Origin of the sequence: Cobetia sp. L2A1, from assembly GCF_009796845.1 — a bacterium.
Classification (GTDB): domain Bacteria; phylum Pseudomonadota; class Gammaproteobacteria; order Pseudomonadales; family Halomonadaceae; genus Cobetia.
In genome coordinates this window covers 3,493,724-3,517,496 of the sequence record NZ_CP047025.1, presented here as the reverse complement: position 1 = coordinate 3,517,496, position 23,773 = coordinate 3,493,724, and the positions used below count along the sequence as shown (strand labels likewise).

Below are 23,773 nucleotides of genomic sequence, written 5' to 3'. Positions count from 1 at the left end.
AGGCGACCCAGGTGATCTGAAGGGGATGGGCAATCTGGAGAATCTTTGTGATTTGGAAAATCTGAGTGGGTCATGGTGAAGTCGTCGACAATGAGGGCACGAAAAGAGAGTTCAGGTAGGACAGATCTGAAAGGATCGCGTCAGAAACAGGGCGTAAAAAGTGCAGCAGATACCATGATGCCATGCTCGCTAGCGTACGGCATGCCTTGCGCCATGATTGCCCCATCCAATGATTGCCTCGCGTCATGACTGGTCTCGCCTTGTCGGCTTGTGTAGTCTGCCGCGAGAGCATCGCCCCACCGCGTTGCATCGTGATGCTGACGTGCGGGCGTGAACGCCCCACGGGACTCTTGAGGGCCACTTCCATCATGTCAGACCCTACCGCCATTGCCGCCACTTCATCGGGCTTGCCACCGACGCTGGATCTGGACTGTCTCGCACAGGCCCAGCAGCAGCTGATTGACGCTGGGCGCACACTGGATGCCGCTGGCCAGGTACCCGCTACCGGCGGCAACTTTTCCTGTCGTTTAAGCGAGACCTTGATGGCCGTGACCGCCTCCGGCTGTCACAAGGGCCGCCTGACCAGTGGCGATATTCTGGTCAGCGATTTCTCCGTCAAGCTGTTGGGCACGTCTCGCAAGGCTTCTGACGAGGCGCGTCTGCATGGTCAGCTGTACGAAGACCTGCCCGAGGCTCACGCGATTCTGCATGCCCACTCCCGCGCGGCCACCGTGCTGTCGCTGTGTCATGGCGGCGATACGCTGAGTCTTGAGGGATTTGAGCTCAACAAGGCGCTGGAAGGCGTAAAAACCCATGAGACGCCTGTGCGTCTGGCGGTGTTCGACAATACTCAGGACATCGCAGCGCTGGCACTTGATGTGCGGGCTCGGCTTAACGCCGATGCCAATCTGCACGGGTATCTGATTCGGGGACATGGTCTCTACACCTGGGCCAGCAACATGACCGCCTGCCGACGCCATATTGAAGCGCTCGACTTTCTGATGAGCTGTGAACTGGAATTGAGGAGGCAGCGATGAGCTTTCTAGCGATCTATGCCGAGCAGGACGCGACACGTCCACTATTGATCACCACCGATGGTGTGCAGATCGTCAGTGAGCTTGAAGCCGAAGGTATCCGCTTCGAGCGCTGGACGGCCGGCTGTGAGCTGAGTGATCCCACCGACCAGACTCAGGTGCTGGCGGCCTACGCCGATGACGTGGAACGCCTCAAGGCCGAGAATGGCTTTGTCACCGCTGACGTGATCGGCTTGACGCCTGATCATCCTGAGCGCAGCGCCTTGCGCGGCAAGTTTCTTGACGAGCACCGTCACGCCGAGCACGAGGTGCGCTTTTTCGTGCGCGGCAGCGGTATCTTCTATCTGCATCTTGGCGCGCGCGTCTTCGCTGTCGGCTGTGAGCAGAATGATCTGATCGCCGTCCCGGCAGGCACACCGCATTGGTTTGATATGGGTCCTACGCCGAACTTCACTGCCATTCGGCTGTTCACCAATCCAGAAGGCTGGGTCGCCAACTTTACCTCCAGTGATATCGCGAGCCGTTTTCCGCGTCACGAGGCCTTGGTCGAGCACTTCACCCAGTCCACCGCACCGTATTCCGAGGAGTCAGCATGATTCGCGCCATCGTGACCGATATCGAAGGGACTACCGGCTCGATCAGCTTCGTGCATCAGGTGCTCTTCCCCTATGCACGCCAGCATCTCGCCGGTTTTCTGCGCGAGAATACCGAGCGTGCCGACGTGTCGGAACAGATAGCCGCCACTCGCACACTGGCAGAGGCACCCGAGGCCAGTGTCGAAGAGGTGATCGCCATCCTTGAAGGTTGGATCGATGCGGATCGCAAGGCCACACCGCTCAAGGCGCTGCAGGGCATGGTGTGGGCGCGTGGCTACGAAGCAGAAGACTTCACTGGGCATGTGTATCCCGATGCGGTGAAGGGACTTGGTGACTGGAAGGAACGCGGACTGTCCTTGTATGTCTACTCTTCAGGGTCCATCCAGGCGCAGAAGCTGTTGTTCGGTCATTCCGACGCGGGAGACCTGACACCGTGGTTTGCCGGCTACTTTGACACCACGACCGGACCCAAGCAGGAAGCCGACAGTTATCGTCGTATCGCTGGCCAGCTAGGGGTGCCGGGCGCAGAGATTCTGTTCTTGTCGGATGTCGTCGCTGAGCTGGATGCAGCGGCTGCCGCTGACTTCCAGACATGGCAGCTGGTGCGTGAGCCGGGCATGGTCACGGGTGACCATCCGCAGGCCAGTCGATTTGATGAAATATCATTCAGTGGTTGATTGAACAGCACCGGTACGCCGGGACATCCGCAGGGTCTTCTTTCGAGAGGGCATAAGGAGGACGAACGATTGCACAGCCAGACAGACAGCAACGAACTACAGGATGCGCGCATCAGTATCGTACCGGCACGTACTCAGCACGCAGCAGACCAGGCTGAGGTCTTTCATCAAGCTGTCATGCAGGGAGCCGCGGGGTTTTATGATCTGGCCCAGCGTGAGCAGTGGGCGGGGCGTGTGCCGCGCGATGCTGAGCGCTGGGCAGCGCGTCAGCATCGCTTCGAGGTGTTGGTGGCAGAGCGTGATGGTCGTTGTGTCGGCTTTTGCGAGTACGTACCCGAATGGCCATTGGCACGTATCGAGATGCTATATGTCTATCCGGGGCTGACCGGGCAGGGGATTGGTTCAAGGCTGCTGGCCGCCGCCGAGAGTGATCTGCGTCGACGCAGCGTTCGTGTCGTCAGTCTCGAGGCCAGTCTGATGCTGTCACCGGGGCTGATACGTCGTGGCTGGCAGAGTCTGGGACTGGAGCACGTCAAGCGTGATGGCATCTGCCTCAAGCGTGAGCGCTTCGAGAAGCGTCTGAACAATGAGTCCCAAGTCTGACCTGCGTATGATGGACAGATTGTGTCATCGCGAGTCTGGACAAAAAAACCGCCGCCACTGGAGATCCAGTGGCGGCGGTTTTTTTGTCGCGCTTTGTGTGCCCGGCCAGCGGGCGTTACTGCTGAGTCAGACCTTGCGTAGATGCATATGACGCAACAGCCCACCGGGGCCAAGGTCACGATCCTCGAGTCGCTGCACGGCATGTCCTTGAAACAGGCTGTCCAGCGGCACACTGAGGTTGGTCGCGATCATGCGTGCCAGCGGGTTGAGCAGGCGCCGGACGATGCCTGCTGGCTGCGTGCCGCGCAGTCCCTTGTCGAGCAGCGATAGCTCCCCGTCATGCGCCAGCACACGCAGCGCCTCATTCAAGGCGGCCTGTGGTTCAGGCACCACAGCAATGATCAGGTGGGCGATCACGACATCGAAGTAGCCGTCAGGGAAGTCGAGTGCCATGGCATCGCCCTGCTTGACGTTGGCATCGAAGCCCAGTATCTCGGCACGCTCACGGCAGCGACGCAGCATTGCGGGTGAGGCATCGATGACTTCAAGCTCGATATCGCGCGGCAGGAAAGGCAGATCGAGCCCCGTACCTGCACCTAATAGCAGCACGCGTGTACCCGCCTTTAGATCCAGCGTGGCGAGTGCCTCTCGGCGTGCCGATTTCAATACGCGTGCTGCTACCCCATCATAAATCGGTGCGTAAAGGCTCCAGCGAGCAGTCTTCCAGCCTCCACGTGCCTTGGATGTACTGGCTTTTGGCCTATGGGCAGGCGATGGCCTGAGAGGAGGAGAAGGGGACATGGGCGCCTCCCTGGCGGCATGGCGAATAGGGTGCAGCCACCAAGTCGCTGGGGTCTGCCGATGGGCTAGCGGGTTTCGACAGTGTAGACGCGCATCGATAGATCGATAGCGGTCACATCCTTGGTCAGGGTGCCCATCGAGATACAGTCCACGCCCGTGGCGGCAATGCCGGGCAGGGTGGTCTCATTGACGTTGCCGGAAGCCTCCAGCACAGCCGGCGTCGCGTGTGCCTTGTTGCGCGCAACGGCTTCAATCAACTGGGTGTTGTCGAAGTTATCCAGCATGATGACATCAGCGCCCGCATCAAGTGCTTGCTCAAGCTCCTCGAAATTCTCGACTTCCACTTCGCAGGTGAGGTCGGAGGCGATGCTGCGGGCCTCACGCACGGCGGCTGCGATACTCCCACAAGCGGCAATGTGGTTTTCCTTGATCAGGAAGGCGTCATACAGACCGATACGATGGTTATGGCCACCGCCGCAGCTGACGGCATACTTCTGAGAGACACGCATGCCCGGCAGTGTCTTGCGGGTATCCAGCAGACGTACATTGCTGTCTTCTATCAGTGCTGCATAGTGGCTGGCACGGGTCGCGGTGCCGGACAGTGTCTGCAACAGATTGAGCGCGGCGCGTTCACCGGTCAGTAGTGAGCGTGCCGGGCCTTCCAGCTCCAGGAAGGGCTCATTTGCCTCGATCCGGTCACCATCGCTGGCTAGCCACTTGAGGCTGACGCGCGAGTCGAGGCGTCGAAACAGCTCGTCGACCCAAGGGACACCACAGAGTATTGCAGGTTCACGGCTGATGACACGGGCCTTGGCCCATTGGCGCTCCGGAATCAGTTCGGCAGTGATATCGCCACCGCCGACATCCTCGGCAAGCAGGCGAGCGGCACTGGTACGGATATCTTCGGCGAGGGCGTCGTGGAAGTGCATGCGTATCGGGTCCTTGTGCGAAAAGTGCTGCCGGAGCAGGGCCTGCTGGCGGCGCAACGCCGGTGGCACAGACCCATGGCTGCCGAGCATGCCATAATGAAGACCATTATAGGAAAAGCCACGCGGGTGGTCAGTCACTGTTCGTCGGGGGCGAAGCCAATATGTTCCCGCCCAACTATCTGATTGCCCTGCGTGCGACGCCGTTTCCGTCTGGAGTTCTTGATGCCCCCCTTGTCTTCCTTCCCTCGGTCGAGCCCGCTGGCTCGCCTGGCGGTCACCGCCGAGCACTGGCTGGAGAGCGCTCGCTGCGTGCCCTCGCCCAATCATAATGCCCGTCCTGAGGGAGAAGTGTCGGCGCTGGTGCTGCACTCCATCAGTTTGCCGCCGGGGCGTTTTGGTGGGCCTGCCATCGAGCAGCTGTTCACCAATCAGCTGAATCCGGGTGATCATCCTTATTTTGCTGATATTCATCAATTACGTGTCTCGGCGCACGTATTGATACAGCGTGATGGACGGCTGGTGCAGTTTGTCCCTTTTGACCGCCGCGCATGGCATGCCGGACGTTCACGCTGGCATGATGGCAAACGTGAGCGAGTCGAGCTCAACGACTTCAGTATCGGTATCGAACTGGAAGGTGATGAGGTCCATCCGTATCGCGATGTGCAGTACCGCACGTTGGCGAGGGCGGTGGCAGGGCTGCTGCAGCGCTATCCAGCACTGACACGCGACCGAATTACCTCGCATGCGCGGATTGCGCCGTTGCGCAAGACGGACCCTGGTCCTGCTTTTGACTGGGCATATTTTGATCGACTGCTGGATGACATTCAGGACTAAGGTCGTGTTTGCGCCGTCATGGTGCATTGCAGCATTTCGAGTGCGGATTCATGCGGACAGTCGATGAAGTGCGCAGTGACGGGGCATGTTGGTAGTTTTATTACACACTCGACCAACACGTCTTGTATGAACGGGGTGTGAACCTCTGCCGGAAAGTGGCGCAGGCCAGTGGTGAGGCGGGGAGGCATCACCTGCATTATTGCGTGAGGACTCTGCTCTCCGAATTGGCACGGGGGGGTGTTTGCGGTATCTTTCACGCCAAATGACGGCATCTTGTGCCCCGCTTTGGCGCACAACGCATGTCGCACCTGACGGTCGGTCAATGCCGCCTCAGACGCTTTATCGGAGATGTAGTCCATCCAGAAGGCTACGCCCACACTGAAGAGCGCCACTGGTTCCGACGTAGCATTTCGTCGGAGCATCTGACAAAAAATTTCTTCACTCGGAGAGACGTCTATGAGTCTGGAGGCAAGAGAAGATCTCGATCCGATCGAAACCACGGAATGGTTGGACTCCCTGGAATCGGTTCTGGATCGTGAGGGCGAAAATCGTGCCCAGTACCTGATGTCACGCCTAGCCGACCGTCTGCGTCGTGATGGCCATCAGGTACCCTTCTCGGTGACCACGCCCCATCGCAACAGTATCCCTGTGCATCGCGAAGCGCGCATGCCAGGCGACCTGTTCATGGAGCGTCGTATCCGTTCGCTTATCCGTTACAACGCCATCGCTCAGGTGATTCGCAATAACCGTGCCCATAAGGGCCTGGGCGGTCACATCTCGAGTTTCATGTCCAGTGCGACGCTTTATGACGTAGGTTTCAACCACTTCTTCCGTGCACCGGAAGGGGACTTTGAAGGTGACCTGCTATATATCCAGGGCCATGTGGCGCCGGGTATCTATGCTCGTTCTTTCCTGGAAGGCCGTCTGTCTGAAGCACAGATGGATAGCTTCCGTCAGGAAGTTGACGGCAATGGCCTGTCTTCCTATCCGCACCCGTGGCTGATGCCGGATTACTGGCAGTTCCCGACTGTCTCCATGGGGCTGGGGCCGATTCAGGCGATCTACCAGGCGCACGTCATGAAGTACCTCAACTCCCGTGAGTTGAAGTCCATGTACGATCGCAAGGTGTGGTGCTTCATGGGTGACGGCGAGTGTGATGAGCCGGAATCCCTGGGTGCCATCTCACTGGCAGGCCGTGAGAATCTCGATAATCTGATCTTCGTCATCAACTGCAACCTGCAGCGTCTTGACGGCCCGGTACGTGGCAACGGCCGCATCATGGATGAGCTGGAAGGCGTCTTCCGTGGTGCAGACTGGAACGTGCTCAAGGTCACCTGGGGGCGTTTCTGGGATCCGCTGTTCGAGCAGGACAAGAAAGGCATCCTGCAGAAGCGTATGGACGAAGCGGTCGACGGCGACTACCAGAACTACAAGGCCAATGGCGGCGCGTACACGCGTGAGCACTTCTTCGGAAAATATCCGGAGACGGCCGATCTGGTCAAGGACATGTCAGACGACGATATCTGGCGTCTGAACCGTGGTGGTCACGATCCGTACAAGGTCTACGCGGCGTACCACGAAGCGGTCAACAACTCCAATGGTCGTCCGACCGTCATCCTGGCGCACACCGTCAAGGGTTACGGCATGGGCATGGGCGATGGCGAAGCTGCCAATGAAGCCCACCAGGTCAAGACCATGGAATACGAGGCGATGAAGACATTCCGTGATCGCTTCGGTATCCCGTTGACCGACGAACAGCTGGAAGAAGTGCCGTACTACAAGCCGGCCGATGACAGCCCGGAAATGAAGTACATGCACTTGATGCGTGAGCGCCTTAACGGCTATCTGCCGCAGCGCCGCACCGAGTACGAAACGCTGGAAATTCCGCCGCTGGACGACAAGATCTTCGCGTCCCAGCTGAAGGGTTCCAACGGTCGTGAAGTGTCCACTACCATGGCCTTCGTGCGTGTGCTCAATGGCCTGGTCAAGCACAAGACCCTCGGCGAGCGTGTCGTCCCGATCATCCCTGATGAAGCACGTACCTTCGGTATGGAAGGCATGTTCCGTCAGCTGGGGATCTACACGGCAGCGGGTCAGAAGTACGAGCCGGTCGACAAGGGTCAGATCATGTATTACCGCGAGGACCAGAAAGGTCAGGTTCTCGAGGAAGGCATCACCGAAGCGGGCGCCATGTCAGCATGGATCGCGGCGGCAACATCGTATGCCAACCACAACCTGCCGCTGATGCCGTTCTACGTCTATTACTCGATGTTCGGCTTCCAGCGCATCGGTGATCTGGCGTGGGCCGCAGGCGATCTGCAGGCGCGTGGCTTCCTGGTGGGTGGTACTGCCGGTCGAACGACGCTGAACGGTGAAGGTCTGCAGCACCAGGATGGCCACAGCCATATCCTGGCCTCGACCATCCCGAATTGCCGCACCTACGATCCGACCTACGCTCACGAAGTGGCGGTCATCGTGCAGGACGGCATGAAACGCATGTTCGAGCAGCATGAGCCGATCTTCTATTACCTGGCAGTGATGAACGAAAACTACGAGCAACCCGTGCTTGAAACGGTGCCCGCAGATGACATCATCAAGGGTATGTATCTGCTCAAGGAAGGCGCGACAGACGGCAAGGCACGTGTCCAGCTGATGGGCTCCGGCACCATCTTGCGTGAAGTCGAAGCGGCTGCGGTGATGCTGAAGGACGACTACGGTGTCGATGCTGACATCTGGAGTGTCACCAGCTTCAACGAACTGCGTCGTGAAGCGCTCGAGTTTGACCGTCAGTCCTTCCTGAAGCCGGAAGAGACCCCGGCCAAGCCGCACATCACGAAGTGCCTGGAAGGGCGTGATGGGCCGGCGATTGCAGCGACAGATTACATGAAGCTGTTCGCCGACCAGGTACGCGCCTGGGTGCCGACTGACTATCACGTGCTCGGTACTGATGGTTTCGGCCGTTCCGATACTCGCGAGAAGCTGCGTCACTTCTTTGAAGTCGACCGTAACTTCGTCACCGTTCAGGCGCTGAAGGCGCTGGCGGATCGCGGTGAGATCGACCGTAAGGTCGTTTCGGAAGCGATCAAGACCTATGGCATCGACCCCAATAAGCCGAATCCGCTGAACGTCTGAGCGGAGATCGCGGAACAGGCGAGCGGCACTACACTCTCAAGGAGAGAGTGATGATGGTGCCGCTCCCCGTGCACGTTTTGGAAGGAGCACGATCTTGAGCAGCGAAATCATCAAGGTTCCCGACATTGGCGGTAGTTCCGATGTCGAGATCATCGAGGTAACGGTGGCGGTGGGAGATGTCATCTCCGCCGAAGACACCATGATCACGCTTGAGTCCGATAAGGCCAGCATGGATGTGCCGGCACCGAAGGGCGGCAAGGTGGTGAAGATTCTCGTCAAGGAAGGCGATACCGTCTCCGAAGGCGATGACATTCTGGAGCTGGAAGCTGAAGGGTCTGGCGATGCGCCGGCCGAAGAAGCTTCCAAGCCGGCTGAAGACGCGCCGAAGGAAGAGGCTCCCAAGCAGGAGGCTCCGAAAGAGGCTGCTCCTCAGCCCAAGGCTGCCTCTGGTGGCACCCAGACCGTCGACATCGTCGTGCCGGATCTGGGCGAATCCGAGCCGGTGCCGATCATCGAGATGGGGGTGTCTGAAGGCGACGAAGTCGACGCTGAAGATGCGCTTATCACCCTGGAATCCGACAAGGCCAGCATGGATGTCCCTAGCCCGCACAAGGGCAAGATCGTCAAGCTGACTGTCAAGGAAGGCGATAGCGTCTCCTCCGGTGACGTCATCGGTCAGATGGAGATTGCCGGTGAAGGCGGTGACAATGCCTCCTCCAACGATGCGGCCTCTACCGAGTCAGCCCCGGCAGAACAAGCGTCTGAAGAGCAGGCAACTGAAGCGCCAGCCGAAGAAGAGCAGACGTCCGGCGAGCCGCAGCGCAAGGAATTGCGCGTGCCTGACATCTCCGGCAGCGACGGCGTGCCGATCATTGAAATGGGCGTGGCAGTCGGTGATGAGGTTGGCGAGGAAGATGCGCTGATCACGCTGGAATCCGACAAGGCGACCATGGATGTGCCGAGCCCGTACGCGGGCAAGATCGTCGAGCTTTCCGTCAAGGAAGGCGACACGGTCTCCGAAGGCGACTTGATCGGTTATATCGAAGTGGCGGGCGCAGCTCCGGCTCCGAAGGCTGCCAAGGCAGAAGCTCCGGCCGCCCCCAAGGCTGCCGAAGCGAAGAAGCCTGCACCGACGCCGGCTGAAACGCCGAGTCCGGAAGCGCAGATGGCCGCACAGAAGCCGAGCAAGGGTGCCAAGTCACATGCTGGCCCGGCAGTGCGCCTGTTGGCTCGCGAGTTTGGTGTTGATCTGGCTGATGTCACGCCAAGCGGTCCGAAGGGTCGTGTGGTGAAGGAAGATGTCCAGGCCTACGTCAAGCAGATGATGAAGAAGGCCAAGTCCACACCGGCAGCCTCTGCCGCGCAGGCCACCGGCGGTGCCGGTATCCCGCAGGTGCCGGATCAGGACTTCAGTCAGTTCGGCGAGATCGAAGAGTCGAAGATGGGCCGCCTGATGAAGGCCGGTGCCACCAACCTGCATCGCAGCTGGCTCAATGTCCCGCACGTGACGCAGTTCGACGAAGCGGACATCACCGAGCTTGAGGCCTTCCGCAAGTCCATGAAGGCCGAGGCAGAAGCAGCAGGTGCCAAGCTCACGCCGCTGCCGTTCATGATCAAGGCGGCTGCGCATGCGCTGGCCAAGTATCCGCAATTCAACGTCAGCCTCAAATCTGATGGCGAGACCCTGGTGCACAAGAAGTACGTGCACATCGGTATCGCAGTGGATACGCCGGACGGTCTGATGGTACCGGTGATCCGCAATGCGGATCAGAAGAGCCTGCTGGACCTGGCCAAGGAGTCCGTGGAGCTGGCCAAGAAGGCGCAGACCAAGAAGCTCAAGCGCGAAGAGATGACCGGTGGTTGCTTCACCATCTCAAGCCTTGGCTCCATTGGCGGCACTGCCTTCACACCGATCGTCAACACGCCGGAAGTCGCCATTCTTGGTGTCTCCAAGGCGCAGATGAAGCCGGTGTGGGATGGCGCGACCTTCCAGCCGCGCCTGATGATGCCGCTGTCCCTGTCCTACGATCACCGTGCAGTGAACGGGGCAGATGCGGCACGTTTCACTGCTTACCTGGCTCAGGTGCTGACTGACGTGCGTCGTATGTTGCTGTAACGATTGATGCAGTCATCCAGTGAGTGATGCATGGCTCACTGACAGAACGGCCTCCTTCGGGAGGCCGTTTTTTTATGCCGGTTGCCCCTCGATTGCGTTGGCGAGGCAATGACGAGATATCTGTTGCTGGTACCCGCAACATGCCATGCTTGATGTGTGAATATTCTCTCTGGACTGAATCCTGTCGAACAGGTCAAGGAGCAAGGCAATGGAATGGCTGATGGACCCTTCGGCGTGGGTGGCGTTAGCGACTCTGACCGCGCTTGAAATCGTGCTGGGCATCGACAACATCATCTTCCTGTCGATTCTGGTGGCTCGCCTGCCAGAGTCCCAACGCCAACGTGGCCGCATGATTGGACTTGGGCTGGCGATGGGCATGCGTATCGTATTGTTGCTGTCGTTGTCGTGGCTGATGTCTCTGACCACGCCGTTGTTCAGTGTGGCAGACTTCAGCTTCTCCGGGCGTGATCTGATTCTGGTCTTCGGTGGCCTCTTCCTGCTCGGCAAGAGTACGCATGAGATTCATGCCAATCTGGAGGGGGAAGACCCTGCGGACGAGGGCGCGAAGAAGGGCGGTGCCAGCTTCATGGCGATCATGATCCAGATCGCGTTGATCGATATCGTCTTCTCGCTGGATTCGGTGATCACGGCTGTCGGTATGGTCGATCACCTGACGGTGATGATCATCGCGATCGTCATTTCCGTTGGCATCATGATGGTGGCCGCCAAGCCGATCGGTGATTTCGTCGATCGCCATCCGACCATCAAGATGCTGGCACTGTCCTTCCTGATCATGGTCGGCATGATGTTGATGGTGGAAGGCTTCGGTGTTCACGTACCCAAGGGCTATATCTACGTGGCGATGGCTTTCTCGCTGGCGGTGGAGATGCTCAATATTCGTCTGCGCGGCAAGCGCGCCAAGACAGTGCGCCTGCGTCGTAGTAGCCAGGCAGCAGATACGTCAGAATAAGCGTTTACGCATAAATTACCTGAGTGGCTCACGCCCCCTGCGACCTAGCGTCGCAGGGGGCGCATTTCTTTGCAGCATGACACTGACCGTATGCATTGATCACAAGCGTTGATAGCACCTCCTAATGGACCGACGACACCGGCTGTGTCGGGCGGCATACGCGCCTTTGGTGTGCTTGTGCCATCGCCGTGTGAGCGGTATCGTCGGGTTATACGTTGCATGCCAATGACATAATGAGATCGTCAGTGCGAGCAGGTAATGAATGCTCGTCACCAGTCGGTCCGATTTCTGTTTTCATTCTGGCCATTGACGACCTCGATCATGTCAAAGCTATCGATAGCGTCGATGACCAGAGCGCCTCGGATGGCCATCTGCCGCCGAGGGCGGGACGCGCAAGCGTCGGATAACTCTTTTGACACTCGTTCTCTATTTTTTATTTGCACACTCAAGGAGCAGTACCGATGCGTTTGATCCTGTTGGGCGCCCCCGGCGCCGGCAAGGGCACCCAAGCCCAGTTCATCTGCGAGCGTTTCAACATCCCGCAGATTTCCACCGGGGATATGTTGCGCGCAGCAGTCAAGGCCGGCAGCGAGCTGGGACTCAAGGTCAAGGAGATCATGAATACCGGCGGGCTCGTGTCCGACGAAATCATCATTGCTTTGGTCAAGGAACGCATCAGCCAGTCCGACTGCGAGAATGGCTTCCTGTTTGATGGCTTCCCGCGCACGATTCCGCAGGCGGATGCCATGAAGGAAGCCGGTGTGAAACTTGATCATGTGGTCGAGATTGCAGTTGCCGATGAAGAAATCGTCAAGCGCCTGTCTGGTCGTCGTGTGCACCCGGACTCCGGTCGCGTCTATCACATCGAATATAACCTGCCACGTGAAAAGGGTAAGGACGACGTTACAGGCGAAGCGCTGATCCAGCGTGAAGATGACCGTGAGGCTACCGTGCGTAACCGCCTGTCGGTCTACCATGAGCAGACCGAGCCGCTGGTCGAGTACTATTCCAGCTGGGCTGCCACTGGTGCTGCGCAAGCGCCGGCTTATCACCGCATCGAAGGCATCGGCTCCGTCGATGACATTCGCGGTCAGCTGGTCAGTGCGTTGGAGCACTGAGCACCGCTGCCAGTCGTTGCACGATTGTGCGACTGACGTGACTCGAAAACGCCCGCAGACATTGTCTGCGGGCGTTTTCTTGGGAGGCGTGAAAAGAAATCGTGAGTTGCGGTATACCACGCTCTAGCGTGGTTACGGGGGGTACGGTACGACTGACGCCTGCTGCCGACACCTGCCGTGGACAGCCTGCGTCTTTTGCTGCTTACGGCGGACAGGTAGAATCGCGTCACATTTTCTGATGATGACCCTGCCATGACCACGCTTCTGGCTATTGATGCATCCTCCTCCGCCTGCTCCGTTGCCTTGTGGCAAGACGGCGTCGTTATCGCCGAGCGTTGCGAGGCACCACGCCAGCATACCCAGCTGATGATGCCAATGATCGAGGCACTCCTTGCGAGTGCTGATATCGCCTTGAGCGATCTCGATGCACTGGCCTACGGCCACGGACCTGGCTCCTTTACTGGTCTGCGTATTGCGGCCGGCACCATCCAGGGCCTGGCATTCGGGCTCGAGTGCCCGGTCATCGGCGTCTCGACGCTGAAAGCGCTGGCGCTGCAAGCTCACCGCCACCATCACGCACGCTTCGTACTGCCGATGCTGGATGCCCGCATGGGTGAGCTCTACACGGGCGCCTATCGCGTCATGACGAGCAGTGATGGCGATATCGAGATTAAGCAGGTGTTACCGGAGCAGGTCTGCGCGCCAGGCCTGCTGGAGCTACCCGCAGAGCTGCGTGAGCATGACTGGTTGGCGATTGGCTCTGGCCTGGTCATGCACGATGCACTGCCTGACGTGCTGCGTGCCAGCCTGGCGCAGCGTCTGCCAGAGCCTCAGCCAGACGCCGAGGATATGGTGATACTGGCTGCTCAGGCGTTTGCCCGCGGAGAAGCCGTCGCTGCTGTCGAGGCGCAGCCGGTCTATCTGCGCAATGAAGTCGCCTGGCGCTGATAATCCCGCTATTACCTTGATAAGCATGACCTAAGGTTTTGCCATCAGACTGCCCGTTTTGTCGTGACGTCACTTCTGTCGTCCATGTGGGTCATCGAGACCCGGTGTTGAAAAAGGATGTTTCATGGAACTCATGCACGTGGTGGCATTGGCCATCATTCAGGGACTGACCGAGTTTTTGCCGATCTCGTCTTCTGCTCACCTCATCTTGCCGTCACAGGTGTTCGGCTGGCCGGACCAGGGATTGGCCTTTGACGTTGCGGTTCACATCGGTACGCTGCTTGCGGTAGTGCTGGCCTTCCGCAAGGATGTGATCAATATTCTCGGTGGCTGGTTCAGCCAGTTCAGTGGTCCTGGCACGTTGGCCACCCGTCAGACGGAAGACAGTCGACTGGGCTGGGCGGTATTGTTGGCGACCCTGCCCGCCGTCATCTTCGGTGGAATATTCGGTGATGTGGTGGAAACGGCAGGACGCTCGATTGCCGTGATCGGGACCACTACCATCGTCTTCGGTCTGCTGCTGTGGTGGGCGGATGCCAAAGGCACCCGGACGCGTGATCTGGCAGCGCTGACCTTGAAAGGCGCGCTGATCATCGGCCTGTTTCAGGCACTGGCGCTGATTCCCGGCACGTCTCGCTCCGGCATCACCATCACTGCGGCGCTGATTCTGGGTTTCGAGCGCCAAAGCGCCGCGCGTTTCTCCTTCCTGCTGTCGATTCCGCTGATTCTTGCTGCTGGCGGGCTCAAGAGTCTGGAGCTGATCGAGACGGGTACCGAAGCGCAGCTGTTTGACGTGGCGTTGGGCGTGCTGCTGTCTTTCCTGTCGGCACTGGTCTGCATCAAGCTGTTCCTCAAGGCGATCGACAGCATCGGCATGTTGCCGTTCGTGATCTACCGCTTGTTGCTGGGGGCGCTGCTGTTTGGCATGTTGTTGCTGTAAGCCATCTGCTTGATGACGTAAGCTTGCTCACTGACGGCGTCGCTATTGCGGCGCCGTCAGCGTTTCTGCCAGTCTGATAGCCCATTGGAATCGCCCGTAGAGATAACCAGGCGCTTGAGCGCCTGCTTCTCTTTCTTCAGTCCATCATAGAGCTCGTTCATGCTTCCACCCGATGCCCCCGTTAATCCCTCTGACGCTGCTCCCGTGATTGCCATTGCCCGTTCTCGTGTTGACGCGCGTCCGGAGCTTGCGACATTGGCCGCCCACTTCGGTATCGCCATTCATGATGACGATGCCTTGCCGTCATTGTTGCTGGATGTACAGCTGGACGAGCAGGGATTGCCGCGATTAGTGATTGCCGGTGATGAGCGTGAATATGGCAAGCCGCTGTGTGTGGATTTCGTGACAGGGCGTGTCGATCATCGTCGCCGCTTCGGTGGTGGACGCAATCAGCTGATTGCCCGTGCCTGTGGCCTGAATCGTGGTGCGCTACCCAGCGTTGTCGATGCGACAGCAGGTCTTGGGCGCGACGCCTTCGTGCTGGCAAGCCTTGGTGCACCGGTACTGATGGTGGAGCGCGTTGCTGCCACTGCGGCGATCCTGATCGATGGGTTGACGCGAGCGAAGGGTTGCTGGGATGAGGAGGTGCGTGAAATAGCGCTACGCATGCAGGCGCTGCACGGTGATGCCTGTCGTGATCTGGGTGAACTGGTCGCGCAGTGGGATCACCCACCGCAGGTGGTGCATCTGGACCCGATGTATCCACACCGTGACAAGTCGGCGCTAGTGAAGAAGGAGATGCGTGTCTTTCGTACATTGGCAGGGGATGACGCTGATGCACCGGCACTGCTTGCGGCCGCGCTTGATGTCGCCACGCATCGTGTAGTGGTCAAGCGGCCACGCAAGGCGGAACCGATTGGCGGCATCGCGCCAAGTCACATGGTGGAAGAGAAGACCAGTCGCTACGACGTCTATGTGAAACAGGCACTGCGCTAGGTCAAACCGGCATTGTTCTGGCGCCTCCAAGGCTTGGCGTCAGACATAAGAAACCCAAAGACCCCGCTTGCGATGAGAGTCGCGCGCGGGGTCTTTTTATCGGGCTGGTGTGATGAGGCGATCATTACTCGTTGGCAGGACTATCCTCGCTCTCAGTCTCACTCTCAGATTCACCCTCGGTCTCCTTATCACGCAGACGCACATGCTGAAGGCGATGGCGCAGCGCAGGATCGAACAGGTCACGCCCTCGTAACTGCAGCCCCTCAAGCGCTTCGCTGAAGCACAGTTGGCCGTCTACCAGCCAGATGAAGTCCAGTTCCAGCAGCGTATCGAGAAGACCGCTGAACAGGCGCTTATCGAAGAACTCGGGAGCATTCAGCCCTGACAATAGCGTCAGGCGCTCTGCCAGCGCACCAGAGTGATTCTCCAGCGCCTCGCGGTCCAGTGCGCCGCTGCCATGCTGTAACAATACGGCGAGCAGCAAATAGCCGCGCTCAAGCGTAGGTTGCACTGGTTGAGCGAGTAGGCGTAGCTGCTCAGAAGGTTCCTTGCTGGCGTTGGGGCGTGACCAGCGTTCGGGCGTCTCTGGAGTCGCCGGTTGATGTTCCAGCAGGCCTTCTTCGCTCAGCAGGGCCAGTGTCGTGGCGATATCCGCCGTCAGATCAGCGGATTCCGGCACAAATAATTCACGCACCAGCACTGGCCAGGCGGGGCTGATCTGATCAGAGAGGGTCTCGAGCGTGAACTGTGAGTTGTTGCGGAAAGCGAAGGCGATCAATGCCGGCAGCGCCAACAGATGCAGAACATTGTTGCGATACCAGGTCAACAGGCTGGCCTGCTCCGGCGTGGCAATCACCAGCTCGCCGAGGCTTTGTGGGCGCAGCGTGATCAAACCAAGATGCTGACAGTGGGCCAGCCAATCCAGAGGGTCTCCGTCGGGCAGGGTATGATCCTGACGGCCCGGCAGCTTGCTCGCCAGGCGTACCAACATGGCGAGCTGACGCTGCATCAGGCTCGCCTCGATGGCATGGTGCGCAGTGGAGAGCAGCACCAGCGCTGTCAGCGAGACAGGATTGAGGGCGGCGGCAGCATTGATGCGCGTCGCGATCTCGTGACCCAGCTGCGGTACCGCGGTGGTCAGCCATTCCGGCCGGCGCTGGTGACGGCTCGCCTGCCAGTCAGGCGTGCTCTCATCCAGCCAGGCCCCCAGCTTCAGCGGCTCACCGATATTCAGGTAGACCTTGCCGAAGGGCTGTTTGAGTTGGCCCAATACGCGGAACAGGTCCAGTGGTGATTCCTTCTTCTTGCTGGCCCCCGACAGCTCACGCTGATAGCTGAGGCTCTCGAAGACCTTCTCGTAACCGATATAGACCGGCACGAATGCGACTTCACGACGGGTATCACGCAAGAAGGAGCGCAGTGTCATCGCCAGCATGCCCGGCCGCGGTGGCAGCATACGGCCAGTGCGTGAACGCCCCCCCTCGATGAAATATTCCAGCGGATGCCCGCGGGTAATCAACTGGTGGACATATTCATCGAATACCGCGCCGTAAAGACGATTGCCACGGAAGCTGCGGCGCAGGAAGAAGGCACCACCGCGGCGCAGAATAGGCCCGATGATCGGCATGTCGAGATTCTTGCCAGCCGCGACATGCGGCGTCATCAACCCTTCGTGAAACAGCACGTAGGACAGCAGAAGGTAGTCGATGTGACTGCGATGGCAGGGTACATAGATCAGCTCGCAATCGCCGGCAATCGCCTTGACGCGTGACATGCCACGCACCTCAACACCGTCATAAAGCTTGTTCCATAGGCGCTTGAGAGCATGCGCCAGAAAGCGCTGCACCGGATACCCCATGTTCGAGGCGATCTCGCGGCCATACTTCAGTGCGCGTTTTTCCAGACGAGCCGGTCGCTGATTCTGCTCACGCGCCAGCCCAGCGATAACGTCCTGTACGGGCGGTGCTTTTTGCAAATTACGGATCATGGTATGGCGGTGAGAGAGATCCGGTCCGAGTAGGCGAGTGCGCACTCGCCTGAAATGCACGCGCAACAGCCGCGCGACACGGCGGCGTGCCAGCGCCTGATCTTCTGGACCTTCTCGCAAGACTGCATGCAGGTTCAACGGTTGACCAAAGTGAACATCAACCGAGCGGCCGTGCACGATGATGGCAATGGCACGCCGTAGCACACCGGTGACGCGCCAGCTGTCGGCAGAGATGAACTTCCAGAAACCGAATTCCTTACCTGGCGCGCGCCCCCAGAACACACTGACCGGCACCAGCTGCACCTCAACGTCGTCCGATGCGGTTTCCAATGCTTCAATCAGATGTGCCAGGCGACGTGACAGCAGACTCTTGTCGTTACGCGAACGGCGCAATAGCCGTAGACGTGAGTGGTGTAGGCGTAGGTCACCTATGCTCAATGACAGTGTCGGTGAGGGTAGGCCACGTGCCTCACAGAGCTGCTCTACCACCAGCTCATCAGATAGCGCCTGATAGGGGAAGACGTAGACGACCGGCAGATCAGGATCGAGATTCAGTGCACTGTGATCGAGCGCATTGATATCGGGCTCGACCGCGCGCAGCTCCACCCACTTGTCCAGTAGACGGCGGCTGAGGTTGCGCAAGGGACGCACTAGCAGGGTGACTGGCGACATGGGGAAGTCTCGCAGGTGTGCTCGAAGACGATCAGCTGAGGGCCGCGGTATCGCGATGAATAAAACAGAGATAATGCATCAGAGACGGTGAATCGGGGTTATTGGTACTTCCATATGATCTGACTGGTGCGCGTGGTCATGTGCATGATATTGATCATTATACGCATTCTGTCTAATGACGCCGATCTCGGCTGTCATGTCAGGGCGCTGGGGTCACAGGAGGCTAGGGATGCTGGGAATGTGGCGATCAGGCAATCGTTTTACCTTGCTGCCGGAAGGCGCACGTTTCCTGCCCAGTATGCTCAAGGCAGTGGATGAAGCAGGGCAATCGATTTTACTCGAACTCTATCTGGCCGAAAGCGGGCATTTGAGCCATATATTGATTGAAGCGCTTTGTACGGCACGTAGACGCGACGTCAATGTACTGGTGTTGCTGGATGGCTTCGGGTCGCTAGGGCTCAATGAATCGGACCGGCAGACCATGATTGATGCTGGTATTCAGCTGCGCATCTATAACCCGCTTCGCTGGTGGCGATTGAGCGGTAATCTGACCCGTGATCATCGCAAGTTACTCGTGGTGGATGGGGAGGTAGGCTTCACCGGCGGTTTCGGTGCGGTGGATGTGTTTGCTGAGGCGTGGTCAGAGGTGGCGGTTCGCATTCAGGGACCCTGCATCAGGGACTGGGTGCGTCTCTTTGCGCGCGTGTGGGACTCGCAGGCCAGTGCTGGGCCCGGTAGTCGTCAGGCAGTATGTGGTGTGAACATCAGCGCGACGCGTGTTGATGGTTATCTCGGCATGCGTGGACGTGTTGTCTGGGGGCATGGTTTCCGCTATCAGGCCATTCGACACTCGTTGCAGCATCAGTCCAGCAGTGCCCGCAAGCGATTGTGGATCTGCACGCCGTACTTCGTGCCGACCTACAGCATGCGACGCCGGCTACGGCGTGCTGCACGGCGGGGTGTCGATGTGCGTCTGTTGATTGCCGGGAATCATCACGATCATCCAGGCGTGCGCTCGGCGGGACAGCGATTTTATACGCGATTGCTCAAGGCAGGGGTGCGTATCCATGAATTTCAGCCAAGCTTTCTGCATGCCAAGTTTTCGCTGGCGGATGATTGGGTCACGATAGGGTCGTGCAATTTTGATCACTGGAGCCTGCAGTGGAATCTTGAGGCCAATCAGGAGGTGCAGGACCACCGTTTTGCGGCAGAGGTAGCAGCACTCTTCGAGAGCCACTTCACGCGTAGCGTAGAGATTACACAGGCTGCCTGGCTGAAACGTCCTTGGCTTCAGAGGTGTCGTGAGTGGGGGTATGGCGCTCTCGACAGCCTCGTGACGCGCCTGCGCTGAATGGATCTGGCGAATTTTCAGAGTAGGCAAAAAAACACCGGGCAGCCTGTAGAGGCTGCCCGGTGTTTTTTCAGCTGACTATCAGCACAAGCGGCTTAGCGCTTCTTGCCAACCTTGCCACCACCTTTGTTGCCAGCGTGCTTGCTACGCGGGATGCCCGCTGCCCCCGGTGCAACGGTAGCTGGTGTAGCAGATCCCTTGCGGCGTGGTGACGGCTTGGGGCTTTCCGGCGGCACGCGATACAGCAGGTACAGATCCAGCAGCAACTCGGGCAGTTGATTGACGAAGCGCTGGGCACCGATGGGGTCGGCAATCAGCTCGCCGATTTCAGCATCTTCATCATCGAAGACGCCGGAAATGGCCATGAAAGGCAACAACAGTTCAGCAGCAGACTCTTCCTGCGTACCAAACCATGCCTCTTCGTCCATGAAGACGCCTTCCATGAAGCCCGCGCACCAGTCGCCGATCGGTGTCTCGACCGGATCGACTCCGCCCAGCTCCAGCTCGAATAGCAGTTCTGGCAGTATGCCGTGCTCCAGTGCCTCAATGGCATTGCTGCGCATCTTCTCGAACAGCGCGACGATCTCGGTTTCCTGCTGCGGGCTTTCGTAGGCCGGCTGGCCTTGGAACAGCTCCGGCAACCACAGGCTGGACGGCACTTCACGCGGCGCAATGGCTAGCGCCAGCATGAAGCCGTGCGCACTGATGATATCGAGCGCTTCCGGGCCGACCAGGTCGGATTCGAGGAATTCGTCGAGAGTATCGAGGGATTCATCATCCAGCAGCGGCTGGGTCTGGACAGGCTCGGCCATGGGGAGAGTCTCACGTGCAAGGGATAGGAGTCGGGCAGCGCCCTGAAGCAACTGCGAATGGCGTTAGTGTATCATTTTGTGTCTGAGTATTTTGTGACGCTCGGTATCTATACGCGCGACTGAGACTGAGTCGTTCAGCTCAGCCATCTTTCCTGCACTCTGGTGTTCGTGTCATGCCTTCTCCTTCCACGCCTCGCGTTGTCGTTAGCCGCTACCGCTTTCCCGCAGGCCATGCACTGGCCTGTTTGGGAGAGGTGCCAGCTGCGCCGTTGCCATTGGCCGATGAGACGACGCTGGCGGCACTGACGGCCCCAGCCTTGCATGCCGCACTAGAGGCTCAGGCGCTGGCCTGTCTGGCGCGTGCGCGAGTGTTATTTCCCGCACTGCGCATGCCGTCTATTTCCTGCCGTCTCAAGGGACGCACTGCGGGTACCGCGGACTCGGCGCGTCAGCGGCTGCGCTTCAACTGGCAGCTTCTCAGTGAGAATCGCCAACACTTCCTGTCTCAGACGGTGCCGCATGAAGTGGCGCATTGGGTAGTGATGGAAGTGGTGGAGCGTGCGGGTAGGCATCGCGTCAAGCCGCATGGGCCAGAATGGCAGCAGGTGATGACCAATCTGTATGGCGTGATGCCCGACGTGACACATCGCATGGATGTCTCGGCAGCCAGTCCCATGCCGTGGGCCTACGGCTGCGCCTGTGATGCACCGCATTACTTCAGCCATCGTCGGCATGCCAATGCCTGCCGTGGTCACCGTTACCGCTGCCGTCGCTGCGGTGAAATGTTGATCGGGCCATTGGTCTCGTCATAAGGCCATGTTTCTTTTCTCGCATCCCCCGTTGATACCTGCAATCACGCAATATCGGGTTTCTCTCCTCCCAAAGGAGTGTTCTTCTCCTCCGAAAGTCGCTGTGACCTTGGTTCTATTTGTTGATAAATAGTTGAAATTAATAGTAAAAATTTTTCTACCAAGGTCTAGTGTGTGGCCCCCCCATGCTTGGGTTTAAGCTGGATCTGACTTTGATCGACTCGCAAGGTGTCGTCTTCAAGAGCGTATGAATGTTCCATCGGCAGTTTTGCCATGGCCAGCGTCTCGCCATGCATGCCATCCGCTCCAGACAATAATAATGTCGATACCTGCGTCGCCCGCCAACTTGTCAGAGGTCGTACCATCATGAGCGAACATGCCAAGCTCCATCCGGTCGCATCCGACGTCGCTGCCCGTGCCTGGGTAGACCGCGAAGGCTATAAGGCCATGTACAAGCAGTCGGTAGAGGCTCCCGACGACTTCTGGGCCGAGCAGGCCAAGACGCTGGACTGGTTCCGTGCACCTTCGATCATTCGCAATACCGATTTTGGCCCCGGCAATGTCGATGTGCGCTGGTTCGAGGATGGACAGCTCAACGTGTCGCACAACTGTCTTGATCGGCATCTGGCGACGCGCGGTGATCAGGTCGCCATTATCTGGGAGGGCGATGACCCTGACGAATCCCAGTCGATCACCTATCGCGAGCTGCATGCGCGTGTCTGCCAGTTTGCCAATGGCCTCAAGGAATTGGGCGTCAATCGCGGTGACGTCGTGACGCTCTATATGCCGATGATTCCTGAGGCCGCGATGGCGATGCTGGCGTGTACCCGCATCGGTGCCGTGCACTCGATTGTGTTCGGTGGCTTCTCGCCGGATGCACTGGCGGGACGTATCAGCGATTCAAGCTCACGTATCGTGATTACTGCCGATGAGTCGCTGCGCGGCGGCAAGCGTGTGCCGCTCAAGGAAAATGTCGATGAGGCGCTGGAGCGCGACGGTACTGACTGTGTTGATCACGTACTGGTGGTAAGGCGGACCGGTGGTGAGGTGCAGTGGGACAGCCGTGATGTGTGGTTCCATGAGCTGGTCGATCGCCAATCCAGCGAGTGTCCAGCTGAAGCGATGGGGGCGGAAGACCCGCTGTTCATCCTCTACACATCAGGCTCCACCGGCACGCCCAAGGGTCTGGAGCACACTACTGGTGGCTATCTGCTCTATGCGGCGATGACGCATCGCTATGTATTCGATTATCACGATGGTGATATCTACTGGTGTACCGCTGATGTCGGTTGGGTGACGGGCCATAGCTATATCGTCTATGGGCCACTGGCCAATGGCGCTACCACGCTGATGTTTGAGGGCGTGCCTAGTTATCCGACCCACGGTCGTATCGGTGAAATCGTCGATAAGCACAGGGTCAACATCCTCTACACCGCGCCGACGGCGGTACGTGCATTGATGGCGCATGGTGATGCGGTGATGGATTCCAGTTCCCGTGACAGTTTGCGACTGCTTGGATCGGTGGGCGAGCCAATCAATCCCGAGGCATGGGAGTGGTTCCATCGCGTCATCGGCAAAGGCCGTTGCCCGCTGGTCGACACCTGGTGGCAGACGGAAACTGGCGGCATCATGATCGCACCGCTACCCGGTGCTACTGACCTCAAACCCGGTTCTGCGACGTTGCCGTTTTTCGGTGTGCAGCCAGCGCTGGTCGATAATGAGGGCAATATTCTGGAAGGAGTCGCCGAGGGGAATCTGGTGATTCTCGACAGCTGGCCGGGACAGGCGCGCTCGATCTGGGGCAATCACGAGCGCTATATCCAGACCTACTTCTCGACCTACGACGGCATGTACTTCACGGGCGATGGTTGCCGGCGTGACGAAGATGGCTACTACTGGATCACGGGTCGCGTCGATGATGTGCTCAATGTCTCCGGGCATCGTATGGGGACCGCCGAGATCGAGTCCTCGCTGGTGGCGCATGAGGCAGTGGCCGAGGCAGCAGTGGTTGGCTATCCCCATGACATCAAGGGGCAGGGCATCTATATCTACGTGACGCTCAATGATGGCATCGAGCCGACGGATGAGCTCAAGAAGGCGCTGACCCTGTGGGTGCGCAAGGATATCGGACCGATTGCCTCCCCGGATGTCATCCAGTGGGCACCGGGGCTGCCGAAGACCCGTTCTGGCAAGATCATGCGGCGTATCCTGCGCAAGATTGCCGCCAATGAAACCGATGGCCTGGGTGATACCTCGACACTGGCAGATCCGTCAGTAGTCGACGAATTGATCGAGCATCGCGCCAATCGTTGAGCGGTATGACGATGGGGTGATAGGCGGCTCAGGCGCCTAGAACCTGTGATGCTGTAACGATATGACAAAAGCGCGGAAGCCTGGCTTCCGCGCTTTTTCGTGTTCCGACTTTGGGTGGCGCGCAGGTCACCTGCC

Annotated in this window: 19 protein-coding genes; 15 read left to right on the top strand and 4 right to left on the bottom strand. The window is 58.9% G+C overall.

Going from position 1 to position 23,773, the window contains the following annotated elements; genetic code table 11:
• Positions 1–368 precede the first annotated feature (368 nt).
• The 4 genes from GQR90_RS14930 (at position 369) to GQR90_RS14915 (ending at position 2,910) form a co-directional block, all read left to right on the top strand.
• Positions 369–1,037, top strand: coding sequence for a methylthioribulose 1-phosphate dehydratase (locus GQR90_RS14930; RefSeq protein WP_158774799.1), 669 nt, complete (start codon positions 369–371; stop codon positions 1,035–1,037).
• A complete protein-coding gene (locus GQR90_RS14925) occupies positions 1,034–1,630 on the top strand; it encodes a 1,2-dihydroxy-3-keto-5-methylthiopentene dioxygenase (protein ID WP_158774798.1) in 597 nt (198 codons plus the stop codon). The genes GQR90_RS14930 and GQR90_RS14925 overlap by 4 nt, the downstream gene beginning before the upstream one ends.
• Positions 1,627–2,307, top strand: a complete 681-nt coding sequence (gene mtnC / locus GQR90_RS14920; protein ID WP_158774797.1) for an acireductone synthase — start codon at positions 1,627–1,629, stop codon at positions 2,305–2,307. Before GQR90_RS14925 ends, mtnC begins: the two co-directional genes overlap by 4 nt.
• A gap of 69 nt (positions 2,308–2,376) precedes the next feature.
• On the top strand, positions 2,377–2,910 hold the full coding sequence (locus tag GQR90_RS14915) for a GNAT family N-acetyltransferase (protein WP_233266341.1): 534 nt from the start codon (positions 2,377–2,379) through the stop codon (positions 2,908–2,910).
• Between the two features lie 126 nt (positions 2,911–3,036).
• Here GQR90_RS14915 and GQR90_RS14910 read toward each other — a convergent pair whose 3' ends face one another.
• Both GQR90_RS14910 and nadC read right to left on the bottom strand, forming a co-directional pair.
• On the bottom strand, positions 3,037–3,711 hold the full coding sequence (locus GQR90_RS14910; RefSeq protein WP_158774796.1) for a class I SAM-dependent methyltransferase: 675 nt from the start codon (positions 3,709–3,711) through the stop codon (positions 3,037–3,039).
• A gap of 65 nt (positions 3,712–3,776) precedes the next feature.
• Entirely contained in the window at positions 3,777–4,640 is an 864-nt protein-coding gene (nadC, locus tag GQR90_RS14905) for a carboxylating nicotinate-nucleotide diphosphorylase (RefSeq protein ID WP_158774795.1), read from the bottom strand.
• A gap of 222 nt (positions 4,641–4,862) precedes the next feature.
• Between nadC and ampD the strand changes: the two genes are divergently transcribed.
• The 8 genes from ampD to GQR90_RS14865 all read left to right on the top strand — a co-directional run bounded on the left by ampD (position 4,863) and on the right by GQR90_RS14865 (position 15,694).
• Positions 4,863–5,474, top strand: coding sequence for a 1,6-anhydro-N-acetylmuramyl-L-alanine amidase AmpD (gene ampD / locus GQR90_RS14900; protein WP_158774794.1), 612 nt, complete (start codon positions 4,863–4,865; stop codon positions 5,472–5,474).
• A gap of 456 nt (positions 5,475–5,930) precedes the next feature.
• A complete protein-coding gene (gene aceE, locus GQR90_RS14895; RefSeq protein ID WP_158774793.1) occupies positions 5,931–8,606 on the top strand; it encodes a pyruvate dehydrogenase (acetyl-transferring), homodimeric type in 2,676 nt (891 codons plus the stop codon).
• Between the two features lie 94 nt (positions 8,607–8,700).
• The gene (gene aceF / locus GQR90_RS14890) at positions 8,701–10,722 is read left to right on the top strand and encodes a pyruvate dehydrogenase complex dihydrolipoyllysine-residue acetyltransferase (RefSeq protein ID WP_158774792.1); all 2,022 of its coding nucleotides are present in this window, start codon (positions 8,701–8,703) and stop codon (positions 10,720–10,722) included.
• Between the two features lie 208 nt (positions 10,723–10,930).
• Positions 10,931–11,692, top strand: coding sequence for a TerC family protein (locus GQR90_RS14885; RefSeq protein WP_158774791.1), 762 nt, complete (start codon positions 10,931–10,933; stop codon positions 11,690–11,692).
• Between the two features lie 461 nt (positions 11,693–12,153).
• The gene (adk, locus tag GQR90_RS14880) at positions 12,154–12,810 is read left to right on the top strand and encodes an adenylate kinase (RefSeq protein ID WP_158774790.1); all 657 of its coding nucleotides are present in this window, start codon (positions 12,154–12,156) and stop codon (positions 12,808–12,810) included.
• 252 nt (positions 12,811–13,062) lie between these two features.
• Positions 13,063–13,758, top strand: a complete 696-nt coding sequence (tsaB, locus tag GQR90_RS14875) for a tRNA (adenosine(37)-N6)-threonylcarbamoyltransferase complex dimerization subunit type 1 TsaB (protein WP_158774789.1) — start codon at positions 13,063–13,065, stop codon at positions 13,756–13,758.
• A gap of 124 nt (positions 13,759–13,882) precedes the next feature.
• On the top strand, positions 13,883–14,698 hold the full coding sequence (locus GQR90_RS14870; RefSeq protein ID WP_158774788.1) for an undecaprenyl-diphosphate phosphatase: 816 nt from the start codon (positions 13,883–13,885) through the stop codon (positions 14,696–14,698).
• A 159-nt stretch (positions 14,699–14,857) separates the two neighbouring features.
• Positions 14,858–15,694: a class I SAM-dependent methyltransferase gene (locus GQR90_RS14865; protein WP_158774787.1), complete on the top strand. Its 837-nt coding sequence runs from the start codon at positions 14,858–14,860 to the stop codon at positions 15,692–15,694.
• 124 nt (positions 15,695–15,818) lie between these two features.
• Here GQR90_RS14865 and plsB read toward each other — a convergent pair whose 3' ends face one another.
• Entirely contained in the window at positions 15,819–18,353 is a 2,535-nt protein-coding gene (plsB, locus tag GQR90_RS14860) for a glycerol-3-phosphate 1-O-acyltransferase PlsB (RefSeq protein ID WP_158774786.1), read from the bottom strand.
• Positions 18,354–18,582: 229 nt separating this feature from the next.
• Between plsB and GQR90_RS14855 the strand changes: the two genes are divergently transcribed.
• Positions 18,583–19,704 carry a phospholipase D-like domain-containing protein gene (locus GQR90_RS14855; RefSeq protein WP_158774785.1) on the top strand — a complete coding sequence of 374 codons (1,122 nt, stop codon included), beginning with the start codon at positions 18,583–18,585 and terminating at the stop codon, positions 19,702–19,704.
• Between the two features lie 95 nt (positions 19,705–19,799).
• On the opposite strand, the gene GQR90_RS14850 is transcribed toward GQR90_RS14855, so the two are convergent.
• Complete coding sequence (locus tag GQR90_RS14850; RefSeq protein WP_158774784.1) at positions 19,800–20,516, bottom strand: YecA/YgfB family protein; 717 nt, start codon at positions 20,514–20,516, stop codon at positions 19,800–19,802.
• A gap of 173 nt (positions 20,517–20,689) precedes the next feature.
• On the opposite strand from GQR90_RS14850, the gene GQR90_RS14845 reads away from it, so the two are divergent.
• A complete protein-coding gene (locus GQR90_RS14845; RefSeq protein WP_158774783.1) occupies positions 20,690–21,328 on the top strand; it encodes a SprT family zinc-dependent metalloprotease in 639 nt (212 codons plus the stop codon).
• A 363-nt stretch (positions 21,329–21,691) separates the two neighbouring features.
• On the top strand, positions 21,692–23,638 hold the full coding sequence (gene acs / locus GQR90_RS14840) for an acetate--CoA ligase (RefSeq protein ID WP_158774782.1): 1,947 nt from the start codon (positions 21,692–21,694) through the stop codon (positions 23,636–23,638).
• Positions 23,639–23,773 lie beyond the last annotated feature (135 nt).